Raw genomic sequence first — 19,417 nt, 5'->3', positions numbered from 1 at the left:
CAATTCCGCCGATACGACTCAGAGAGCAGGGAAGTGTAAACAATATTCCTTCTTCTGTCCTAATTCGTGCCGGCGAAATTGTTCGGCTTTGGAGGCAAGAAAGCTTCTTACGGATTGAAGTCGCCGGGATCTCAGAAGGGAATGGCGGATTGGGCGATCTCATAAAAGTGCGACTCTTGCGCAGAGGTACAGACGACCAGACGATAGCGGAACAATTCTCCGGCATCGTTCGAGGGCCGTCTGATGTGGAGATGAAACCATGAGGGGGATCCCAGGGATGAGTTTATTTACTAGTTTCATCCGTAAGCCAGTGCTCGATAAGGTCGAAATACTTACAAATCAACCCTCTTTGGTGTTGTTGGGCCAGAAAAGATCAAATCGTTTCGCAGCGAGAATCGCTGTCCCGGTGATGTTGTTTTTGACGTTTCCCTCGCTGCAGGCACAGATCGAAGCGATCCATAAATTGATTGAGCCGAAGCCTAATGTGGCTGCAGCCTCCCTGTCCTCTTATTTGGAGAGAGTGCGGGCGGAGAACTCCAACATCCAGCCTGCACCAGGATCTATCTGGACTGACAGTGGAAGGCTTACTCGCATCAACACGGATGTACGGGCTATGCGGCCACATGATCTGATTTCGGTCGTGGTCTCCGAGAGCCTTGCAGCGTCGACGGACGGCACGGTGAAGAACTCGCGAGCGTCCAACGCCAGTTCTTCCATCTCTGGTCTAATCGGCACTCTGCATGCGGGGAACGCGTTGCAAAACTTAATCAATCAAACGTCCTCGTCAGGACTTAACGCGCAGGGAACAAGTGCAACTAATTCGAGCCTGAGCACTACGTTTGGAGGGCAAGTGATAGAGGTTCTTTCGAATGGGATGCTCGTGATAGAGGCAGCTCGACAGGTGGAGTTTAGTCAGCAGACACAGACGATCGTTTTGAGAGGACTAGTCCGTCCCGAGGATATATCCCAACAAAATCAAGTTCTATCGACAGCGATCTCTAGTCTGGAGCTTGAAGTACGCGGGAAGGGAATTATCAACGATTACACCCATCGTCAAAATGTCTTGGTTCGTCTTCTCCAAAAGGTGTTGGTTTTTTAATGAGGAATTCCATGCATGTTGCTAACAAGCCGGAAAAACTAGAGTTAGATGAAAACCTCCCAAGACTCCCAATCTCCTTTGCATGTCTATTGATTCTTTTTATTGCTTCGGCTCGGTGTGCTCTTCCTTCAGATGCGACAACATCTACGTCAAGGCAGGCGCGCGTTAAAGATGTCGCTTCAATCGAGGGTATTCGTGACAATCAATTGGTTGGATACGGCATAGTTGTCGGCCTTCAAGGTACCGGCGACAGTCAGCAAACAACCTTTCCTGCTCAAACATTGGCGTCAACGTTGCTGCGCATGGGAGTCAGCGTACCAGCATCGGCGATTAGAGTACAAAATCTTGCTGCAGTCTTTGTTTCGGCCACGTTGCCACCCTTCGCTCGTCCAGGCACCAAACTGGATATTACGGTCTCCTCGGCGGGTGACGCGAGAAGCCTCGAGGGCGGACTACTCCTAATGACCCCTCTCTATGGATCGGACGGAAAAATATATGCACAGGCGCAAGGACCATTGGTAGTCGGGGGATATTCGATTAACGTTAATGGAAACGTAAAACAATACAATCACCCCAATACTGCAAGAGTACCGTTCGGAGCGATGGTAGAACGCGGCGTCCCGCTTGATTTGGAAGGGAAAAAGCAATTCTCAATATTGTTGAACGACGCCGATTTTCGTAGCGCAGAAGCGATGGCTCTTGCGATTAATCATTCGTTAGGACGACCTGCTGCCCACGTTCTCGATAGCCGAAGGATTGATTTGCTGGTGGCCGTCGGTGAAGAGGTTCCAGCCCTATTGGCTCAGGTTGAGTCCATAGAAGTACCTGTCTTTCCTCGCGCAAAGGTGGTTGTCAATGAGCGTACAGGAACGGTAGTTATTGGCGGGACCGTCGTCTTGCAGCCGGTGTCTATCCTTCATGGTGGATTAGCTGTCAACGTGGTGAGCGAATTTCAAGTATCACAACCAAACGCATTTTCCTCAGGTGGCACGACACAGGTCGTTCAGCAGACAAGAGTCGACGCTCAAGATAAACCGGTCAACCGAATTGAGCTAAAGCAAGGAGCTACTGTGGACGACCTGGTTCGAAGCCTCCAGACGATCGGGGCCTCCGCGCGGGACGTCATTTCGATTCTTCAGGCGATGAAGTCTGCGGGCGCATTGGAAGCGGAGATTGAAGTCCTATGAAAATAGAGTTAGATGTCTCAATCCCATCTGTTTCCGACGTCCCAAGACAAAAACAAGCCAAGCTGGTGGATGCTGCACAACAATTCGAAGCGACAATGTTGCAGGAGCTGTTAAAACCAATGCAGCATGGGCAAAGTAGTTGGGGAGAAGAAGAGAAGAATGACGACTCTGCTTCCGACACGATGAGCAGCTTCGGGACGGAGTCTATTGCAAAGGCGATATCGAAGGGTGGCGGCTTCGGGATCGCTCGAAGCGTAGTGAAGCAGATCACTAAAGAGCATCAACAAGACTCAGAAAGAAAACCTTCGGGTACTAAAGTTTGAGGGTTGGATGTCGATATAGTCATGTAGACGGAGGCTCATCATGAGCTATATAAGTGGAATTGGCAGTCAACAGACAGCCAACGCGGTCACTCTATCTGAAGCGCAGCCGGTTGTAACCGTGAACGCGCCCGGGACCGTGGACGACAAATCTGAAGCACTTAGCGCAAATGTAGGCCGCGCCGACGATACGGCTTTGAGTTCAACGGGCGGCCTCGTACTTCAGTCTCTTGGAGCTTCAGATACACGAACTGCGAAGGTTTCATCTTTGCAGGAAGCGATCGCCGCTGGAAGGTACACGGTGTCTTCGTCAGACGTGGCAGACAAGATCATGCGGTCCTTACTGGAATAACTATGGCAATTGATCAGACAGTGGCTGACGCACTCGATGAGACGATTAAGGCTCTCACCATTTTGGATCTGAATAGACTACAAACCCTGGAAGAGCGGATCTCAGCGCTTGCGAAATACAGCATCGTATGTAGCACAGGTAGCCTAAGTTCAATTTTGGCAAAGAAGCATCTGCTTGAACTCATTGTTCAAAATTGTGAGTCGAATCTGGCTGCACTTCACCACCTGCACGGGAGAGACACGAGAGACCAATGGGCACACTAACGTCATTATTGAATATAGCCAGCGAAGCTTTACTGGCAGACCAGGCTGCGCTGAACGCGACCGCTAACAACGTTGCGAATCAACTCACGCCTGGCTACACGCGCGAGGTCGTAAGTTTCCAGTCGGGGGATTCCGTCTCTCTCAGTGGGATGGCCCAGAGCTCAGGCGTCACTGCTACGGTTTCGTCTCAGAGGGATCGCGTTCTTGAACAGCGCGTACAGCAGCAAACACAGGCCACGGCGCAGAGCACAGCGCTTCAAACTGCTTTGCAGCAGGTAGAAAACATATTCGGGTTGACCTCGGCTTCAACGGGGTCGGGAGCCGTAGCGTCGTCTCAGCTTGGCACCGCAATTAACGGGTTCTTCAGTTCTCTGTCTTCACTGGAGGCTAATCCGTCTGACACAGCAACGCGGCAAAAAGTACTAACAGCAGCGAGCGCGTTAGCCGGCGCATTCAATACCGCATCGAGTCAGCTTTCCCAGATATCGACTAGTCTCAATCAGAAAGTCAGCGGCGATGTCAGTCAGATAAACTCCCTCACATCTTCGATAGCCTCTCTTAATTCTAAGATCGCCAGCAGCAATCCAAATGGGGATGCTGGCAGTCTCGAAGACCAACGGCAGGAGGATATCGATCAACTGTCTCAGCTCGTTGGACTGGATCAAATTTCAACTTCAAACAACGGCATTGCTCTGACAACAAGCAGTGGAGCAGTTTTGGTTAGCGGTGATCAGTCCTTTCAAGTGAGCACGACGCAGGTGGGAGGCAACACGGACGTGCTGGCAGGGGATCCTCCTCAGGACGTAACTTCAAACCTCAGCGGCGGAGACCTGGGTGGTGCTTTGCAGGCGAGGGATCAGTACTTGCCGGCTTATTCAGCGGCATTAGATAACTTAGCTTTTTCCCTTGGAACTGCAGTAAATCAGCAGAACGAGCTGGGTGTTGACAGTAGCGGAAACCCAGGATTGGCGCTCTTCAGCCTGCCGGGCAGTGCGACTGGTTCTGCTGCATCGATTGCGGTGTCTGCAACTGCCCCAGGGGCCGTCGCGGCCGCTTCTGCGGGCGAGGGGTCTTCGGGCAACGGCAATGCCACTACTCTCGCCGATCTTTCTACGACGAACGTGGTTGGGAGCCAGACGGCCACAGGTTTCCTCGCCTCATTCCTCGATCAGGTTGGCAGCGATGCATCTGGAGCGACCACGGAGAATACAACCCAGCAGGCTACGCTCACTCAGCTTACGACGCAGCGCAATTCGCTCTCGAGTGTGTCTTCCGATGAAGAAGCATCGAATCTAACGCAATATCAGCGCTCCTATCAAGCGGCATCTCAGGTGTTCTCGATCGTTGACACTCTGATGGCGAGCGCAATCAATCTTGGTGAACAAACGACAGTGACCTAGTAGGCCCAGGCACTCTTCGACTTAACGAACTACCAATCAGGAGCGCATCTTGCGAGTAGATCCAACTTATCTCAGCAGCCTTACCGGGGCACTCAACCAGTCCAGCTCCATGATTAACAACCTGACGTCCGAGCTATCAAGCGGACTAAGTATCCAATCTCTTCAGGACAATCCGGTTGCCGTTGCGCAAAGCACCCTCCTGGCCAGTCAGATCGAACAAGCGGACACGTTCGTTCAGTCAGCTACCGGGGTGGGATCGATGATGCAGGTGGCAGACTCGACTTTGGGCGACGTGGTGACTCAGATCGACAAGGCGCTCTCGCTCGCGGTGGAAGCCAACAACGGAACGCAGAACGCATCGAACAACGCCAGCGTTGCTCAATCGCTCAGCGGAATTCTCAGTGAGGTGGTCTCGCTGGCGAATACCAGTTATCAGGGGCAATATCTGTTCAGCGGTAGCCAGGGGTCCGTTCAGCCTTTTACGCTCAATACCGTCGCCACTCCAGCGACAGCTACCTACGCCGGCGACACCAATGTGCAAACCGTCGAAGTGCCAGGCGGACAAAAGCTTCCAATCAATCTGCCGGGCTCCTCTGTCTTCGGTTCGGGAACCACCGGGATTATGGGCGCTCTGAGTCAATTGATCGGCGATATTTCGAGTGGCGCCTCGACCGCGAGCCTCTCGACCGATACGGCCGCGCTCACCACCGCTCTTGGTCAACTGTCCGATCAGCGGCAAATACTCGATAGCTCTTTGAGTCGGCTCAACTCCGCCAGTACCTTTGCACAGACCAGTGAAAGTCAGCTTCTGGTGGCGCAGGGCAGTCTGGTCTCCGCAAATCCGGCGGTAGTGGCGACGCAACTGTCGTCTGCCGAGACTCAACATCAGGCCTTGCTTAGCGTCATGAATACCCTGGCAAACCAACAAGACCTCTTTCAGCTCATGAGATAAACGGATTCCGGCAGTTTGTCCCGCTGCTCCAGGATGCGAGCAGTTCGTTGGCCGCGGCGGGACGCTTGCTGGCTATCTAGCTCCGAAGATGGACTTTATGTACCACCCCGTACCCTTCAATTGATAAAGTATCTGTTTTCATGTGTTTGCGCCCCGCTTTGAGTGCAGAGTATTCATTATAAAAGGTTTGAAGCTAAAGTATTCAATTCAGGTGACTTGCTGCTTTAAACGCGTCGGACAAAAATAAGCCCCGATTCTTATCGGGGGCTTCCTAACAATCTCTTATTTAAGTATAGCTGAATGGTATGACTCATGCGCCACGCGTATGTGACTGTGTAGGCTGGAGTTAGGAGTTTTTGGGGTTGACAGAAACTGCAGGGCTGAGCGGTTTTGCCTGCGATTGCTCTTGAACTGTGCAACTGTCGCTTTTGCCTGAGTTAGAAAAAGTAATTGTCATGGCCGGGGGCTGGACGATAGAGAAGACAAAAGACAGGCAACGGCAAATGCTTACGACAACCGCAACCGCAGATCCCCTTCGGGGATGACAACAAAAGAACAGGCAACGGCAAAACACCTTTGAGGTAGTGCCTATACTTTTAATTTGAGGACTCCTGATGGGTGCAGAGGTGAGATTTCTTTGGAACGCGACGCGCGGTAACAGATTGAGGCCGTGGCGAAGCCCCTATCTGCGATGGAGACTCGAGACCTATTCGGGCCAACGCGCGGATACCGTACGCGCGCTCGATTTCTGGAACCTGTTCTGGAGAGAAAAAAAACAACTCTTTCGATTTCTTCGCTGGACGCGCGAGATCAAAAGTTACACCGACTCAACAAACAATTAGAACCAGGAGACAGCAGATCTCCCTTGAAGATCTCGCGGCTTCAAAGGGTGACTTTTACCTTTATTTGACAACCCACCGGGGCCAGACAGCTCGATGGATTGGATATGATGGAGTTATGAATGAGTGGATCAAGCTGAAGGCAAAAGACGGTCATGAACTGGGAGCGTATGTTGCAAGGCCCAGTGGGGAAGCAATCGGGGTTTTAATTCTTGTGCAGGAGATATTTGGCGTCAACGCCCACATCCGCAGCGTGGCGGATGGGTATGCCAAAGATGGGTTTCTGGTGGTTGCGCCTGCGATCTTCGACCGGTTCGAGCCTGGTGTACAGCTGACGTACCAGCCCGAGGATATGAAGCGGGCCTATAACTTCTATGGCATGTTGAAGCCCGAGACGACGCTGATGGATGTGGCCGCGGCGTATCAGTGGGCTAAGCAAGCCGGCAAGAAGATTGGTGTTATCGGCTATTGTTACGGCGGGTTGACTAGTTGGCTGGTGGCAACGCGCGGCAAAGACTATGAAATGCAGCCTTCCGGCTGCGTCGGCTACTATGCGGGTGGGATTGGGTCGGTGGCGAAAGAAGATCCTAGCTGCCCGGTGATGTTGCACTTCGGAGCGAACGATAGCCATATTGGGCAGGATCAGGTAGAGGCAGTTCGTTCGGCTCATCCTGAGGTGAAGGTCTTCCTCTACGAAGGTGCGGGGCACGCCTTTAACCGTGACGTCGATCCGAGCAGTTACCACGCCGCGTCGACCAAGCTGGCACGAGAGCGTTCGCTCGAGTTTTTGAAGACGCATATCGCATAAATGCTCCCAAAAATCGTTAGCATCGCTGGCGGCTCTCGATTGCCCGGTTTCGCCAGCGGTGCTATCCTTATGTGGACACTAAGAGTGAATTAGAAAGAAGATTAGGAGTAGAAACAGCTGTGTTGGCATCCGCTAAAAAGACAGACATTATTGAGAAGTTCCGCACGCACGACTCAGATACCGGGAGTCCAGAGGTTCAGATCGCCATTTTGAGCGAGCGTATTGGCGAGTTGACGGAACACTTCAAGGCACACAAGAAGGACCACGGATCGCGTCGCGGGCTTCTGATGCTTGTGAGTAAGCGTCGCCGCTTGCTTGATTACCTGAAGAAGTGTGACGCGGACCGTTATCGCGAGGTCATCGGCAAACTCGGAATCCGCAAGTAACCGCAACATCCCCGGAGAAACCGTTCAAACTATGGGAGCATACACGGCCCGTTCTCATTCGGCTGCCAACTTCGTGCAAGGTCCAGTAAGACCTTGTCGCCGGGGTTGCTGACGATGGGACGCCGCGGTGCCGTATCCCTGGTTTTCAAGTCACGCGGGTGTTGGCTCATGAACAACCTACTCCAGCGCAGCTTGCTGGCGGCTTACTAGTCGCCAGCGTCGAGCTGCGCTTTTTCGCGCCCGATCAACGGATGACGCGATTCAAGCTTAATCGATAGAACACGAGAGAAGAGAGGCAACATGAAACAGGATGTGACAGTTGAGCTTGCCGGCGGCAAGCAAATTAAATTCGAGACCGGACGCATGGCGAAGCAAGCCCCCGGTGCGGCCCTTACTTCAAGCGGCGATAACGTAGTTCTGGCGACGGCAACCGCCTCACCCGATCCGAAAGAGGGAATCGATTTTTTCCCGCTCACAGTTGAATACCGCGAATTTACCTATGCCGGCGGCCGTATCCCGGGTGGGTTCATCAAGCGCGAAGGCCGTCCGAGTGAAAAGGAGATCTTGACGAGCCGTCAGATCGACCGCCCTATTCGCCCGCTATTCCCTGAGGCGTTTCGCAATGAAACTCAGGTTGTTGCCTTCGTCTACTCCGCGGATAAAGAAAATGATCCCGATGTGCTTGGCATCAATGGCGCCAGCTGCGCTTTGGCGTTGAGCGATGTTCCTTTTCACGGTCCGGTTGGTGCGGTGCGAATCGGTCTGATCGACGATCAGTTTGTCGTGAATCCTACGTACGCCGAACGGGCGCAGAGCAAGTTGAACATTATGGTCGTCGGTACGAAGGACGGTATCGTGATGATCGAGTCCGGTGCAAAGGAAGTCGCAGAAAACCGTGTGGTGGATGCGATTGAGTTTGCTCATGAGCAGATCAAGAAGATTTGCGCGGCGATTGAAGACCTCGTTACTCGCGCGGGTAAGACCAAGCGCACCGTCAGCGAAGTTGAAGTTGATGACGAGTATCTGAATCAGCTGACGGCAAAGGTTGGTTCGCAGTTGAAAGATGCCCTCGACACCGAGAAGCACCCGAAGTTCGAGAGCTATGCGCTGGTCAAGACGATCAAGGATGAACTGAAGAAGGATCTCCCTGAAGGGGATGCAGCCGCTGCAAAGAAGCTCAGCAAATACTATGAGCTTTTGCGCGAGAAGATCTTCCGCGACCAGGTTTTGCATGATCGAATTCGTCCGGATCATCGGGCCTTCGATAAGATTCGTGACCTGAGCATCGAGGTTGGTGTGCTCCCGCGCGTTCACGGTTCGGCCCTCTTTACACGCGGTGAGACGCAGGCGCTGGTGAGTGCAACGCTGGGCACCACGGATGATGCGCAACGCCTTGAGAGCTATGAGGGAGAGCAAAAGCGCCGCTTTATGCTGCACTACAACTTCCCGCCGTTCTCGGTTGGTGAAGTCGGTCGTATGTCTGGCGTGGGCCGGCGAGAGATCGGTCACGGTGCGTTGGCTTCGCGTGCGATTGAGGCAGTGCTGCCGGCTGAGGATGAGTCGCCTTATACGCTGCGTGTCGTTTCAGACATCCTGGAGTCGAATGGATCGTCCTCAATGGCTACGGTGTGCGGAGCGTCGCTTGCGCTGATGCAGGCTGGTATTGCGATCAAGGGATCGGTCGCGGGCGTTGCGATGGGTCTTGTGAAGGAAGGCGAGAACTATGCCATTCTGACCGATATCGCCGGCGCGGAAGATCACTATGGCGATATGGACTTCAAGGTCGCGGGTACGCGTAACGGAATCACGGCGCTGCAGATGGATATCAAGATCATGGGCATCACTCCGCAGATCATGCGGGAGGCTCTGGAGCAGGCGCGTAAGGGTCGGCTCTTCCTACTGGATACGATGGATGCTGTGATCTCGGGCGCGAACCAGGAGAAGTCGCAGTTTGCTCCACGCATTCACACGTTGCAGATTCCAACCGATAAGATCCGCGATTTGATCGGACCGGGAGGCAAGGTGATTCGCGGCATCATTGATGCCACGGGCGTTAAGATCGACGTGGACGACACTGGGCGGGTCAATGTGGCGTCGAGCGATGCGGATGGTCTTGCGCGCGCGATCCAGATGATCAGCGATCTGACTGCTGTGCCTGAGATTGGGAAGACCTATCTCGGGAAGGTGGTTCGTCTTGCGGAGTTTGGGGCGTTTGTCGAGATCTTCCCCGGAACCGATGGTCTTCTGCATGTCTCCGAGATTGCAGAGCATCGCGTGAAGGAAGTGAAGGATGAACTCCGCGAAGGCGATCAGATTCTGGTGAAGGTTCTTGCGATAGAAGGGAATCGGATCAAACTTTCCAGAAAAGCTGTTTTGCGTGAACAGCGCGCCAAGCTTGGTCTTCCGGAGCCAGGTCAGATTGGTACGGATGGAGGCAGCGTCGCAGCCGGTGGACAGGGTCGTCAAGACGCTGTTGTCGGTGATGTTGCCGGAAGCGACGATGACGGTGAGGACTTCGACGATGATGGGGACGAGTCGACGGAAGAGCCCAACTTTAACCGCGAGGAGGGCGCTGTTCCTGTTCAGGCGGGCGGAGCTCCGGGGCCGAATGGACCTGGTGGGCAGCGGCGGCCGGGGGGCGGAAGACGTCGTCGCGGCGGTCGTCGACCGGGCTCCGGGTCCGGTGCTCCTCCTTCGGGCGGCGGCAATCGGTAAGGTTTCCTAACGGATTGGAGAGACCGCGCACTTTCGCGCGGTCTTTCTGTCTCTGGGTGAGAGTCGAGATGGTTAGACGCGTGTGGCTTGCGTTTGCAGCGCTTTGTATATTGTCGGCTACGTCCTGGGTCGTTCCTCGAGCGGAGGGTTTGCCTGCGCTTGAGTTGCAGGGGCTTCGTTATGGGTTGATTGGGTTAGTTGCGTTTTTGTTTGTGCGAGGCCGGGTTCGGTTTCGGAGGGTGGGGCCGCGGGTGGCTGCGGGTGGGGTGGGGTTCTTTGGGGTTCCCATGGTGGTGGGGGAGTGGGCGCGGGTTGGTGTGCCGGAGATCAGCCGGTCGGCGTTGTTTGCCATGGTTCCTGTGGTTGTGGTGATGGTGGTTGCGGCTGGAGACGAGGAGCGTGGGGCTCGGCGGTTTCTTGTTCCAGCTTTGGTGGGACTCGGCGGACTTCTTCTGCTGTTGCCGCTCGAGTTCTCTGGATCGCTTCGTGGGCGGTTGATGCAGGGGGCGGTGTGTCTTGCCGTGGTGTCGGTTGGGCTTTCGAGCGTGTGGCTTTTTCGGCTGCTGCGTGGGTTGGTTCTGACGGAGGCGGTTGCGATCATTTGTCTGAGCAACGGTGTGTTTCTGCTGGTTTCCAGTGCGGTTAGGGAGGAGTTCGTTTGGCGGTGGAGCGGGTTGGCTTCGGTGGTGTCGCTTTCTTCGCTGGTGGATGTTGCGGAGGTGGTGTTGCTGGTGTGGTTGCTGCGGGAGATGATGCCGGTGCGTTTTGCTGCTCGGTACCTGGTGATTCCGTTACTGACCTTGCTGGAGAGTTATGCTCTGATGCGGCCTGAGCTGACGGTGAGGGTGATCTGCGGAGTGGTACTGCTTGCGGCTGGTGCGGGGATGCTACTGGCTTTGAAGACTGGCGAGGAAGAGACGATGCTGTCTCTTCGTTGATACTTTTCTGTGTAGACTTCTGCGCGGTACACTTTGGGCAATGGCTGCTTCCATGTACATTGTGGTCGAGGGCGACGACCCTGGGTTCGATATCTTTGTAAACGGGCGATCGCTGGCGCGACATGAAGATGCGCTGGAGCGTCTGGCTCTGCGACTTGGAGTCAGGCCACTGATTGAATTCTTTTCGGCGGATGAGAATTCGATGTCACTGCTGATCGAAGAGGGTGCTGGGAACCAGGAGCTTCTTCGTCGGCTGCCCCCGCCGCAGTGGTACTCGCCTGCGGATGGATTGAAGACCGTGCGTGCTCTGTTGAGGACGCTGGAGGCTGATCCGCAACAACTGGGGACCGAGGGCGAGCAGGTGCTCTCGGAGCTGCTGGAATACGCCCACGTGCTCGAGAAGACGATGGATCGGAAGATGCGGTGGCATCTGGCTGTAAGCTGGAGATAGTACGGATCCTGCGCTGGACTGCGGCGGGTACCCCCCTCCCCCATATGCGCTCACAAGTAACTTATTATCATATAGTTAGCGAAATGGCGCTTTTGTAAAATAGTCATTACAAAAGGTTTACACTCAAATACGTCCAAACAAAGGGTTTGCAGTCGTTTGCTCCTTCTTAATAACAAGAGCCCCGGCGGTAGCCGGGGCTTTTTTTGATTCTTTATTGATTATAGCGTTTGGACCATAACTCATACGCCACGCGAATGTGCTGGACTGGCGCGGGGATTTTCGGTTTGGGGGCTTGACAGGAATTTTGAGCTGGAAGGACGCAAAGAGGCAGGCGGGAAGCATATAGGGACAAAGTCTCAGAGACATCGATCGAAGATTGATCCCTGGCGTTGATCCCGTTGCACCGGTCGACGCAAACGTTAGAGGGCGGATGCGGCGGTGGTCCTCTGAGTGGAACGCCGCCGGCTCATACGAAAGGTCATCAGGGCGTCGATGAGGTGATGGTCAAAGTTCCGTCTACAAAGTTGAAGGTGTAGTCGGACGCTTCCAGAGTTCCCTTTCCAATCTCGATGGTGTAGACACCTGCAGGCGATCCTTGTCTGGCATGCGTGACTTCTCTGGCATCTCCTGTGACTACTGTCGGCTTGTCGCCGTTTACGAAGCCGGCGATAGAAGAGGTGAGCGTGGGGATTGCGTGGCCAACGGGCACGCTCACACTTTTCGCGGTGACCGTTAGTTGGGCTCTGGTTGCTGTCAGTGCGAATGTGGCCGGGGCCGATACGCCAGAGACCGATGCCTCCGCCGTGAGGTTGCCGGATGCTTCAGCGGTTGCGTCTACAGACGCTTCGCCGTTCGCACCGGTGACGGCGGTAGCGCTTGAGAACTTGATCCCTGCGCCGCTGAAGGTAATTTTGACACCCGAGACCGGAGTGCCATCGATGTCCTTTACGAGTGCAATGAGTGGCGCTGCAAACTTCGACCCGTAGATGGCTTTCTGATGAGAGCTTGAGACGGCGTCTATTCGGGTTGGGGGGCCGATGACCTTCTCCGAGAGGGCGTCGCTGCTGCTGGGCAAGTAGACTTCATCGCCAAGGTAGCGGGCCTTGAATCTGAATTTGCCGGGTGTTCGAGCGGTCCAGGTGACGGTCGCTTGGCCAGTCTCGTTCAACGGCACTGTGGCGAAGGTGACAGCATCAACATTGATCCTTAGATATCCGGTTGGAGTTCCGGTTCCCGAAGCCGCTCGGACATAGGCTGTGAAGGTGATTTTGTCGCCTACTCTGACGGGATTGGCATTGGCAGTCAGTTGGGTGGTCGTCTCGAGCCGGACTGAATGTTTGGCAAAGACAAATTTGGAGACGAACGCATTGGCGTTGTCGGTCGAGCCGGTCGGATCGACTGGTTGAAATGCTCCGGCGGTGGTCGGGAAGTTCTGTGAAGAAGCTATTCCGGTCAAGTAAGCGTTTCCTGCGAGGTCGAGAACGATGGCTCTTCCATAGTCTCCAAATGCAAATGAATAACCTCCGTTTCCGCCGAGATAGGTCGAGTAGTCGAGAGCTGTGCCGTTGGGAGCGAGTTCCGTGACGAAGGCGTTGGAGGTACCGGCTGGTTCGGACCCTCCGTTGGAGCTTTGAAAGGCATCCTCGGTAACAGGGAAGTCGTGAGACTGTGTGTATCCGGTGACGAGTGCGTTTCCGAAGCGATTGACTGCCATGCCAAGTATCGAGTCGGAGTAGGTTCCGCCGAGATAGGTGGAGTAGATGAGAGCGGTCGCGTCGGGATTGAGCTTTGTGATGAAGCCGTTGGTCTCTTCGATGCCGGTGCTGCGCTTGATCGATTGAAATGCTCCGGCGGTGACGGGGAAGTCGGTAGATGCTGTAGATCCCGCCACGTAGGCGTCGCCTGACGAGTCGATCGCGATGGCGTTGCCGGAGTCCCCGCCGCTTCCGCCGAGATAGGTGGCATAGATCAGCCCCGTGCCTTGTGGATTCAGCTTGGCAACGAAGGCGCTTCCATTGAAGGTTTTGGCGGTTGTTTGAAAGACTCCGCTGGTCACGGGAAAGTCAGAGGAGCCAGAGACGCCGGTGACGTATGCGTCGCCTGAGTCATCGATCGCAATGCCGTTACCGTAGTCCTGCGTGCTGCCACCGAGGTAGGTGGAGTAGAGGAGCGCGGAGCCGGTTGGATTGAGTTTGGACACGAAGATTGACTTGCCGTAATCGTATCCAGCGGTGTCTGGGTTTTGGGTCTGAAAGGCTCCCGGAGTTACTGGGAAATTAGTCGATCCGGTATCTCCTGCAAGGTAGAGATCGCCAGCTGCATCTACTGCGATGCCTTCGACACCGTCGGGTCCGTTGGCCTGATCTCCGCCCAGGCGAGCTGAATAGAGCAGCGCGGTTCCAGCCGGGTTGAGCTTCACAATGAAGAGGCCACCGCCTGGAGCCTGGAAGGAGCCTGGTGTTACGGGAAAGTTGCTGGACGCGCCACCTGTGACGTAGGCGTTTCCGGAGCTGTCTACTGCAATGTGTGAGGGAGTTGAGTCGCCAAAGATCGCAGAGTAGACAAGTGCTGTGCCCGTCGGATTGAGCTTTGTGACGAAACCTCTTTCGATAGACGTCGATGGTCCTGCAAAGGCTCCGGGGGTGGAAGGGAAGGTATCGGATTCGGTGTATCCGACGACGTAGGCATTGCCCTGTGGATCGACGGCCATGGAGGACGGTGAGGTGTAGTAAGGAGTCACTCCTCCCAGATAGGTGGAGTAGGCGAGGGTGGGGTCGATGACCAGGGTTTGGTGGTGATCGTAGGCGCCCAGGGTGAAGGTGATGGAGTTGTCAGCCAGTAGTTTGAATTTGCCATCGATGGTTTGGCGGCGGCCGTTTTTTTCCTGGTAGACGAGTGGCTTCTGGAAGGCTATCTCGCCATTTTTTGCGCGGACGGTGAGGTTGCCGCTGGGGTCGAGCGTGAGCCTTTGCGCGCCGGTGAAGTGGAGGCGCAGTGGTTTGGGGTCGGCTCCGGGAGCCAGGATGAAGTCGTACTCGAGATGCTGCTGGTTGCCGTAGTAGACCAGGTCGACTCCGGGGTAGACGCCTGTGTAACTGACCCGGGCGTAGGTTGGGATGTTGGTATGCCACTTAGTGGAGTCGCGTCCGATGAAGTAGTTGGCCGTCCCTGACAGTTGCTCGGCGCCGGTGACTCGTTGGGGGTGCGATGCTCCGACCAGTTCCATGCACACTGCGTCGGTGTTTATGGATCTGGCGGCGTGATTCTTTTGCGGTGGAGACGAGTAGTCGGAGGCTGCTGGCGGTTCGGGCCTGGCGAGCGTGAGGACCGCTGCGGAGTCGGTGAGGAAGAGCGAATAACCATGGCCGCGCGAGAGAAACCTGACCTGGGAATCGGTCTGGCCCTGATTGGCTTCGAAACTTAACGGTAATTTTCCGTAGTCTGTCGCTGGGACAGGGTGGGCAGGATGATTCGACGCGGCCGCAGACGTCTGGGCCATTGCGGGTAGAGGAAGAAGGATGACGAGAAGGAGGGGTAATGATAGGTGCGGGTTCATAGACGCTCCATGGGCGCGATCAGAGGAGGAGGGAGAAATGCTACAGAGAAATAAAGGCCCAGGGGAGGAACGCGCAACGATAGTCTCGCAAATACTTGTGCGAGTCAACTGAAGTGTGAGCAAAGATTCAGGCCGGAACGTTGTGCGTGGGCTGCCGGTCCGGGGCGAGCCGATTTTAGTGGCGGGTCTCGGTGGAGGCGGTGGTTTGGGTGGTCTGGTCGCCTTCGCCTAGTTTGCGATGGAAGAGATTAAAGACCAGGCCGTAGAGGGTATGGGCGAGTTCGGGGTCGTAGCGGATGCCTTCGTCGCGCATGAAGGCGTGGGCTCCGTTGACCTCGTGCCAGCTGAATTTCTTTTCGAGTTCGTTGAGACGGGCGAGGACGGTCATGCGGCCTTCGAGGGGGATGTGCGGGTCTTGGCGGCCCCAGATTAGGAGGAGTTCGCCTTTGATGTCGGCGGCGCGTTGGAGGGAGTCGTCGCCGCCTTTGCCGAGGGAGCCTTTGTGGATGTCGGTGGCGTAGAAGCAGGCGGTGGCGAGGACGTCGGGGTTCATGGCGGCGCGGAAGGCTAGGTGGCCGCCGATGCAGATGCCCATGGCTCCGAGATGGCCGGTGCAGTCGGGGCGGGATTTGAGGTGGTCGAGAGCGGCGCGGGCGTCGGCGTCGTAGCTGGAGAGTTCTTTGGTGGTCTTGAGGACGTTGCCGCGGTCGGAGCCGGTTTGGTCGTAGGCGAAGACGGTTCCGGCGGATTCGAACTCGTGGTAGATCTCGGGCATGGCGACGATGTAGCCGTGGCCGGCGAGCATGGCGGCGGTGCGGCGGATGGGCGCGGTGATCTGGAAGATCTCGGAGTAGAAGACGATGCCGGGGTAGCGGCCGGGGGCGGCGGGGCGGACGATGTGGGTCCGCATGGGGCCTTTGGGGGTGTCGAGTGTGACGTACTCGTCGTTGACGATGATCATTTTTCCTCTGAGTGTTGCTGGGGATTCGGGTTATTCCGCAAAATGATCTTACTGTTTCGTGGCGCAGGTTACTGCGGTGAATGATTTTTGATTTGTGGCGAGTTCCGGTTGATATTGTCCAGGGCAGTGAGGATCATGCCAGCGCGGCGGTTGCTGATCTGGTTGGCGGCGAGACGCCGGATCACTTCGTAGACGGCTTGCTGGAGGTCAGACTGGCCCGAGGGGAGCGGAAGATCGAAACCGTGAAGGCGGCTGCGGCGTCGGCTGGGGTTCTGGACGGGCTTGCGGGTGGGGTGGTGGTAATAGCAGAAGGTCTCGCGCTGGAGGGCGGGCGAGGCGCATCGGTGGCCTCCTTCGAAAACGTGGGTGCAGAGGGTGCGGATGTCCTTGATGACTTCTATTGTCTTGTTCATGAGTGCCCCCTCCCCGGGATCCTTTGTTGCGCAAAGTCTAGTGAAGAAAAGGCTTAGGTCTGGACTTCGGTATGTTGTGAGGCATACCTGATCCGGACCTAAGCCTTTTTGTTGGGTTAAATGCGAAAGCCCGGCAGGTGGCCGGGCTCAATCTTGACTCTATAAGTTAAGTATATGTGGGCGAGTCAAGCTTTTGGTTGTGGAAATCGTTGTAAGTGATTGGTGGGGATGCAGTAGTCAGCTGGACTTAAGATGCAACTAGAGGGGTCAGGTAACACACATCTCAGGAGCGGGAGGTGGAGCGCCTGGCTTTAGCGACTTCGCCGATGAGGAAGCGGAGGGGGCGGTCGGCGGCTTTGCTGATGCCGATGCGTGGGGTGGTTTGGATTTCGGTGGGATGGTGGCCGTCGTCGGCGATCCGGATGGCGGAGATGGGTGAGGTTACGTCGAGGCCACTGGAGTTGCTGCGGGTGATGTCGAGAGCCTGACAGAGACGGCCGGGGCCTCCGGTGAGGAGTTTGGGTTTTGCGTTGTGGGGAAGGCCGCGGAGATCGGCCATGGTTTCGCGGCCGTCGATTGGATCGAGGGCTCGGATGAGGACTCCTCCGGCTTCGCCGGGAAGATGCGCGGCGACGTTGAGGCAGTAGTACATGCCGTAGATGAAGTAGACATAGACGTGTCCGGATGGGCCGAAGAGTATTGCGTTGCTGGGAGTGAGACCGCGCGATGCGTGTGATGCCGGGTCGATGAGGCCGAGGTAGGCTTCGACTTCGGTGATGCGGGCGGTAAGGCGCTTGCCTTGGAGGTCGCGGATGAGGATCTTGCCGAGGAGGGCTTTCGCGACGATCTCGGGGGAGCGGGAGTAGAAGGTTCTTGGGAGGACCTTAGGGAGGTGATGGGCTTGTAGGCGGGCGTTCATATTTTTGAGTGCCAATGTTTTTTAGCTTGCATCCTATCCGCACCTGTTTTCGTCATTTGGTAGCCGAAGGAGGTTCAGCGTTTTTGTATTTCATCACTAGATCTGCCAGCCGCCCCTCCCAACTGTAGACAGAGACAAAATGAAAGTGTGTGGGGACATAAGATTGACGCTGGTATTGTTGGAGACTATCTAGAAATTGGCCCAAGATGACGAGTCGTTGGTCGGGTGTCTTTCCTTGGAATGCAGAATTGAAAAGACCCTGTTCTACAGTAAGATTTGTGGGGAATATATCGCGTGTCGCGATGAAATCGCAGAACTGTTCGGCCATGGGAACTGTCAAGTGCAATGAGTATGCGAAGAAATCGGGGTTGTATAAAAAAGATCGCTTTGCAGCATTTTGTTCGAGCCATCGTTTAAGAACGGCATTGTGAATGGCGTTCACTCCTAAGAAAGAGTTGAATTCAATTATGAATTCCAGCTGGCACGAGGCATTTATAAACCGATCATAGTTGCCAAAGTAGTGGCCCCATGAACTCGATATCCTCTCTTGCCAATAAAAAGTGCTCCGACCTTTATCAAGCTCTCCTTTTTCAAACACAGAAGGAATTGGCCAAAATAACATCGGGGTACTTAGCTCCTGCCTCCCATGAAAATCCATCCGTTCAGCGAAGCGTGGCAGAAGTGCACCCAAATATGCCAATCGATTCCTCGCTACGGCATACGCCGCAAGGCATCTGAAGCCAAGAAATACTTCAAAACCTGGTCGCCACCACTGAAGAGACGTTGATTCTCGTGCGATTGCAACTGCCTTCAATGGCTGAAGATTTTTGCTAGTCTCGAATGTTTCAAGAAGTACATCAACCGAAAGGTTCAGCCATTCAAAATCACAACCGTATTTGATCAGCAAAAGCCCCAACACTACCAGTGAGCGAAGAGAGGGCAAGAATTGGTCTCGAAAGAAAATCTCTATCTCAGCGGCCTCTTCACTTTGCGGTTTTGAGCCAGAAAGTAAGTCGAGTCGATCCCAACCCTCGATCAAGGCTTCGCGGATGATCTCCAGAAGCATACGAAATCTAGGGCCATCATTTTCAACTATAAGCTCTTCGACAAATCGCCGGAACGTTCCCTCAGGCTCGACAAGCATCTCGCGGACGGGCAAACGGGCACGAGGATTTACATTACTTATTGCACTTCCTGCCAATTCACTATATTGACGAAAGCGCTTCCTAGCGCGATCCTCAGCCTCTTCCTCGATTTTTTGCTTGTACATCTGATCGATGTCAATGCGGCTTGCAAGCTTGAGGGATGTGTTTTTCTTGATCCAAATTTCTCCGACTTGTAATCTCGCTTTTCCGTCGCTACGTTGACCTTCAGTTTTGATTAGGATTGGCCGAGCCTGAATCGCATCAAGAACGATGAGAACGAATATGCTTCCATTTGCGGTTTGCAAATTATTAAATACTTGCATTCTTGGAAGTGGATCCAAGTATTTCGCTAGAACAGAGGAAAGTGCAGCTTCGTCGAATTCCTCGCCATTCGACACAGAATAGAACTTTCTTTCCTTAGGATCTCCTCCGATGATTATGAATTTTTCTTCGGGAAGGTCTGCGTTCGCTAAGCCTTGAACTAACTTAACAAAATCGAGTCGATCGTTTAGATTCTCGCGGGTTATAGTTAGTGTCCTTTTAAACTCATACCGTGGATGTTCCACGCCCTCATCAATCAACATCTGAACTTCATTGCAATATATAAGTATTCGTTCAGACAAGCTTGAAGGGCTTTCTTGTCCATCTTGAAGAGTAATAGCCATAGATATTTAATCCTTGAGCGTCCTGGGCCGCCTGACATCCTGAACTTA

The 19,417-nt window shown here is 54.6% G+C and carries 16 protein-coding genes; 11 read left to right on the top strand and 5 right to left on the bottom strand.

Annotation, left to right across the window (positions count from 1 at the left end):
- Positions 1-277: 277 nt before the first annotated feature.
- The 11 genes from RBB81_RS16635 (at position 278) to RBB81_RS16585 (ending at position 11,710) form a co-directional block, all read left to right on the top strand.
- Positions 278-1,099, top strand: a complete 822-nt coding sequence (locus RBB81_RS16635) for a flagellar basal body L-ring protein FlgH (protein ID WP_246373430.1) — start codon at positions 278-280, stop codon at positions 1,097-1,099.
- 11 nt (positions 1,100-1,110) lie between these two features.
- Positions 1,111-2,286, top strand: a complete 1,176-nt coding sequence (locus RBB81_RS16630; protein WP_353071422.1) for a flagellar basal body P-ring protein FlgI — start codon at positions 1,111-1,113, stop codon at positions 2,284-2,286.
- Positions 2,283-2,609, top strand: coding sequence for a hypothetical protein (locus RBB81_RS16625; protein ID WP_179583916.1), 327 nt, complete (start codon positions 2,283-2,285; stop codon positions 2,607-2,609). Before RBB81_RS16630 ends, RBB81_RS16625 begins: the two co-directional genes overlap by 4 nt.
- A gap of 40 nt (positions 2,610-2,649) precedes the next feature.
- Complete coding sequence (gene flgM, locus RBB81_RS16620; RefSeq protein ID WP_353071421.1) at positions 2,650-2,958, top strand: flagellar biosynthesis anti-sigma factor FlgM; 309 nt, start codon at positions 2,650-2,652, stop codon at positions 2,956-2,958.
- A gap of 250 nt (positions 2,959-3,208) precedes the next feature.
- Positions 3,209-4,621, top strand: coding sequence for a flagellar hook-associated protein FlgK (flgK, locus tag RBB81_RS16615; protein WP_353071420.1), 1,413 nt, complete (start codon positions 3,209-3,211; stop codon positions 4,619-4,621).
- Positions 4,622-4,670: 49 nt separating this feature from the next.
- A complete protein-coding gene (flgL, locus tag RBB81_RS16610; RefSeq protein ID WP_353071419.1) occupies positions 4,671-5,573 on the top strand; it encodes a flagellar hook-associated protein FlgL in 903 nt (300 codons plus the stop codon).
- Positions 5,574-6,530: 957 nt separating this feature from the next.
- On the top strand, positions 6,531-7,220 hold the full coding sequence (locus RBB81_RS16605) for a dienelactone hydrolase family protein (protein WP_353071418.1): 690 nt from the start codon (positions 6,531-6,533) through the stop codon (positions 7,218-7,220).
- Positions 7,221-7,339: 119 nt separating this feature from the next.
- A complete protein-coding gene (rpsO, locus tag RBB81_RS16600) occupies positions 7,340-7,606 on the top strand; it encodes a 30S ribosomal protein S15 (RefSeq protein ID WP_158944128.1) in 267 nt (88 codons plus the stop codon).
- A 300-nt stretch (positions 7,607-7,906) separates the two neighbouring features.
- Entirely contained in the window at positions 7,907-10,321 is a 2,415-nt protein-coding gene (gene pnp, locus RBB81_RS16595) for a polyribonucleotide nucleotidyltransferase (RefSeq protein WP_353071417.1), read from the top strand.
- Between the two features lie 68 nt (positions 10,322-10,389).
- Positions 10,390-11,259, top strand: coding sequence for a hypothetical protein (locus RBB81_RS16590; protein WP_353071416.1), 870 nt, complete (start codon positions 10,390-10,392; stop codon positions 11,257-11,259).
- A gap of 52 nt (positions 11,260-11,311) precedes the next feature.
- Positions 11,312-11,710, top strand: a complete 399-nt coding sequence (locus RBB81_RS16585) for a hypothetical protein (protein WP_257025646.1) — start codon at positions 11,312-11,314, stop codon at positions 11,708-11,710.
- Positions 11,711-12,191: 481 nt separating this feature from the next.
- Here the strand turns inward: RBB81_RS16585 and RBB81_RS16580 are convergent, their stop codons facing one another.
- From RBB81_RS16580 to RBB81_RS16560, 5 genes are all read right to left on the bottom strand, one after another.
- Entirely contained in the window at positions 12,192-15,266 is a 3,075-nt protein-coding gene (locus RBB81_RS16580) for an SBBP repeat-containing protein (RefSeq protein ID WP_353071415.1), read from the bottom strand.
- Positions 15,267-15,441: 175 nt separating this feature from the next.
- The gene (locus RBB81_RS16575) at positions 15,442-16,227 is read right to left on the bottom strand and encodes a dienelactone hydrolase family protein (protein WP_353071414.1); all 786 of its coding nucleotides are present in this window, start codon (positions 16,225-16,227) and stop codon (positions 15,442-15,444) included.
- A gap of 68 nt (positions 16,228-16,295) precedes the next feature.
- Positions 16,296-16,640: a hypothetical protein gene (locus RBB81_RS16570; RefSeq protein ID WP_353071413.1), complete on the bottom strand. Its 345-nt coding sequence runs from the start codon at positions 16,638-16,640 to the stop codon at positions 16,296-16,298.
- Between the two features lie 283 nt (positions 16,641-16,923).
- Positions 16,924-17,574 carry a DNA-3-methyladenine glycosylase gene (locus tag RBB81_RS16565; protein WP_353071412.1) on the bottom strand — a complete coding sequence of 217 codons (651 nt, stop codon included), beginning with the start codon at positions 17,572-17,574 and terminating at the stop codon, positions 16,924-16,926.
- Between the two features lie 37 nt (positions 17,575-17,611).
- On the bottom strand, positions 17,612-19,369 hold the full coding sequence (locus RBB81_RS16560; RefSeq protein ID WP_353071411.1) for a hypothetical protein: 1,758 nt from the start codon (positions 19,367-19,369) through the stop codon (positions 17,612-17,614).
- Positions 19,370-19,417 lie beyond the last annotated feature (48 nt).

Origin of the sequence: Tunturibacter gelidoferens, assembly GCF_040358255.1 — a bacterium.
In the GTDB taxonomy this organism is placed as follows: Bacteria; Acidobacteriota; Terriglobia; order Terriglobales; family Acidobacteriaceae; genus Edaphobacter; species Edaphobacter gelidiferens.
This window is presented reverse-complemented; position numbering and strand designations above follow the sequence as displayed.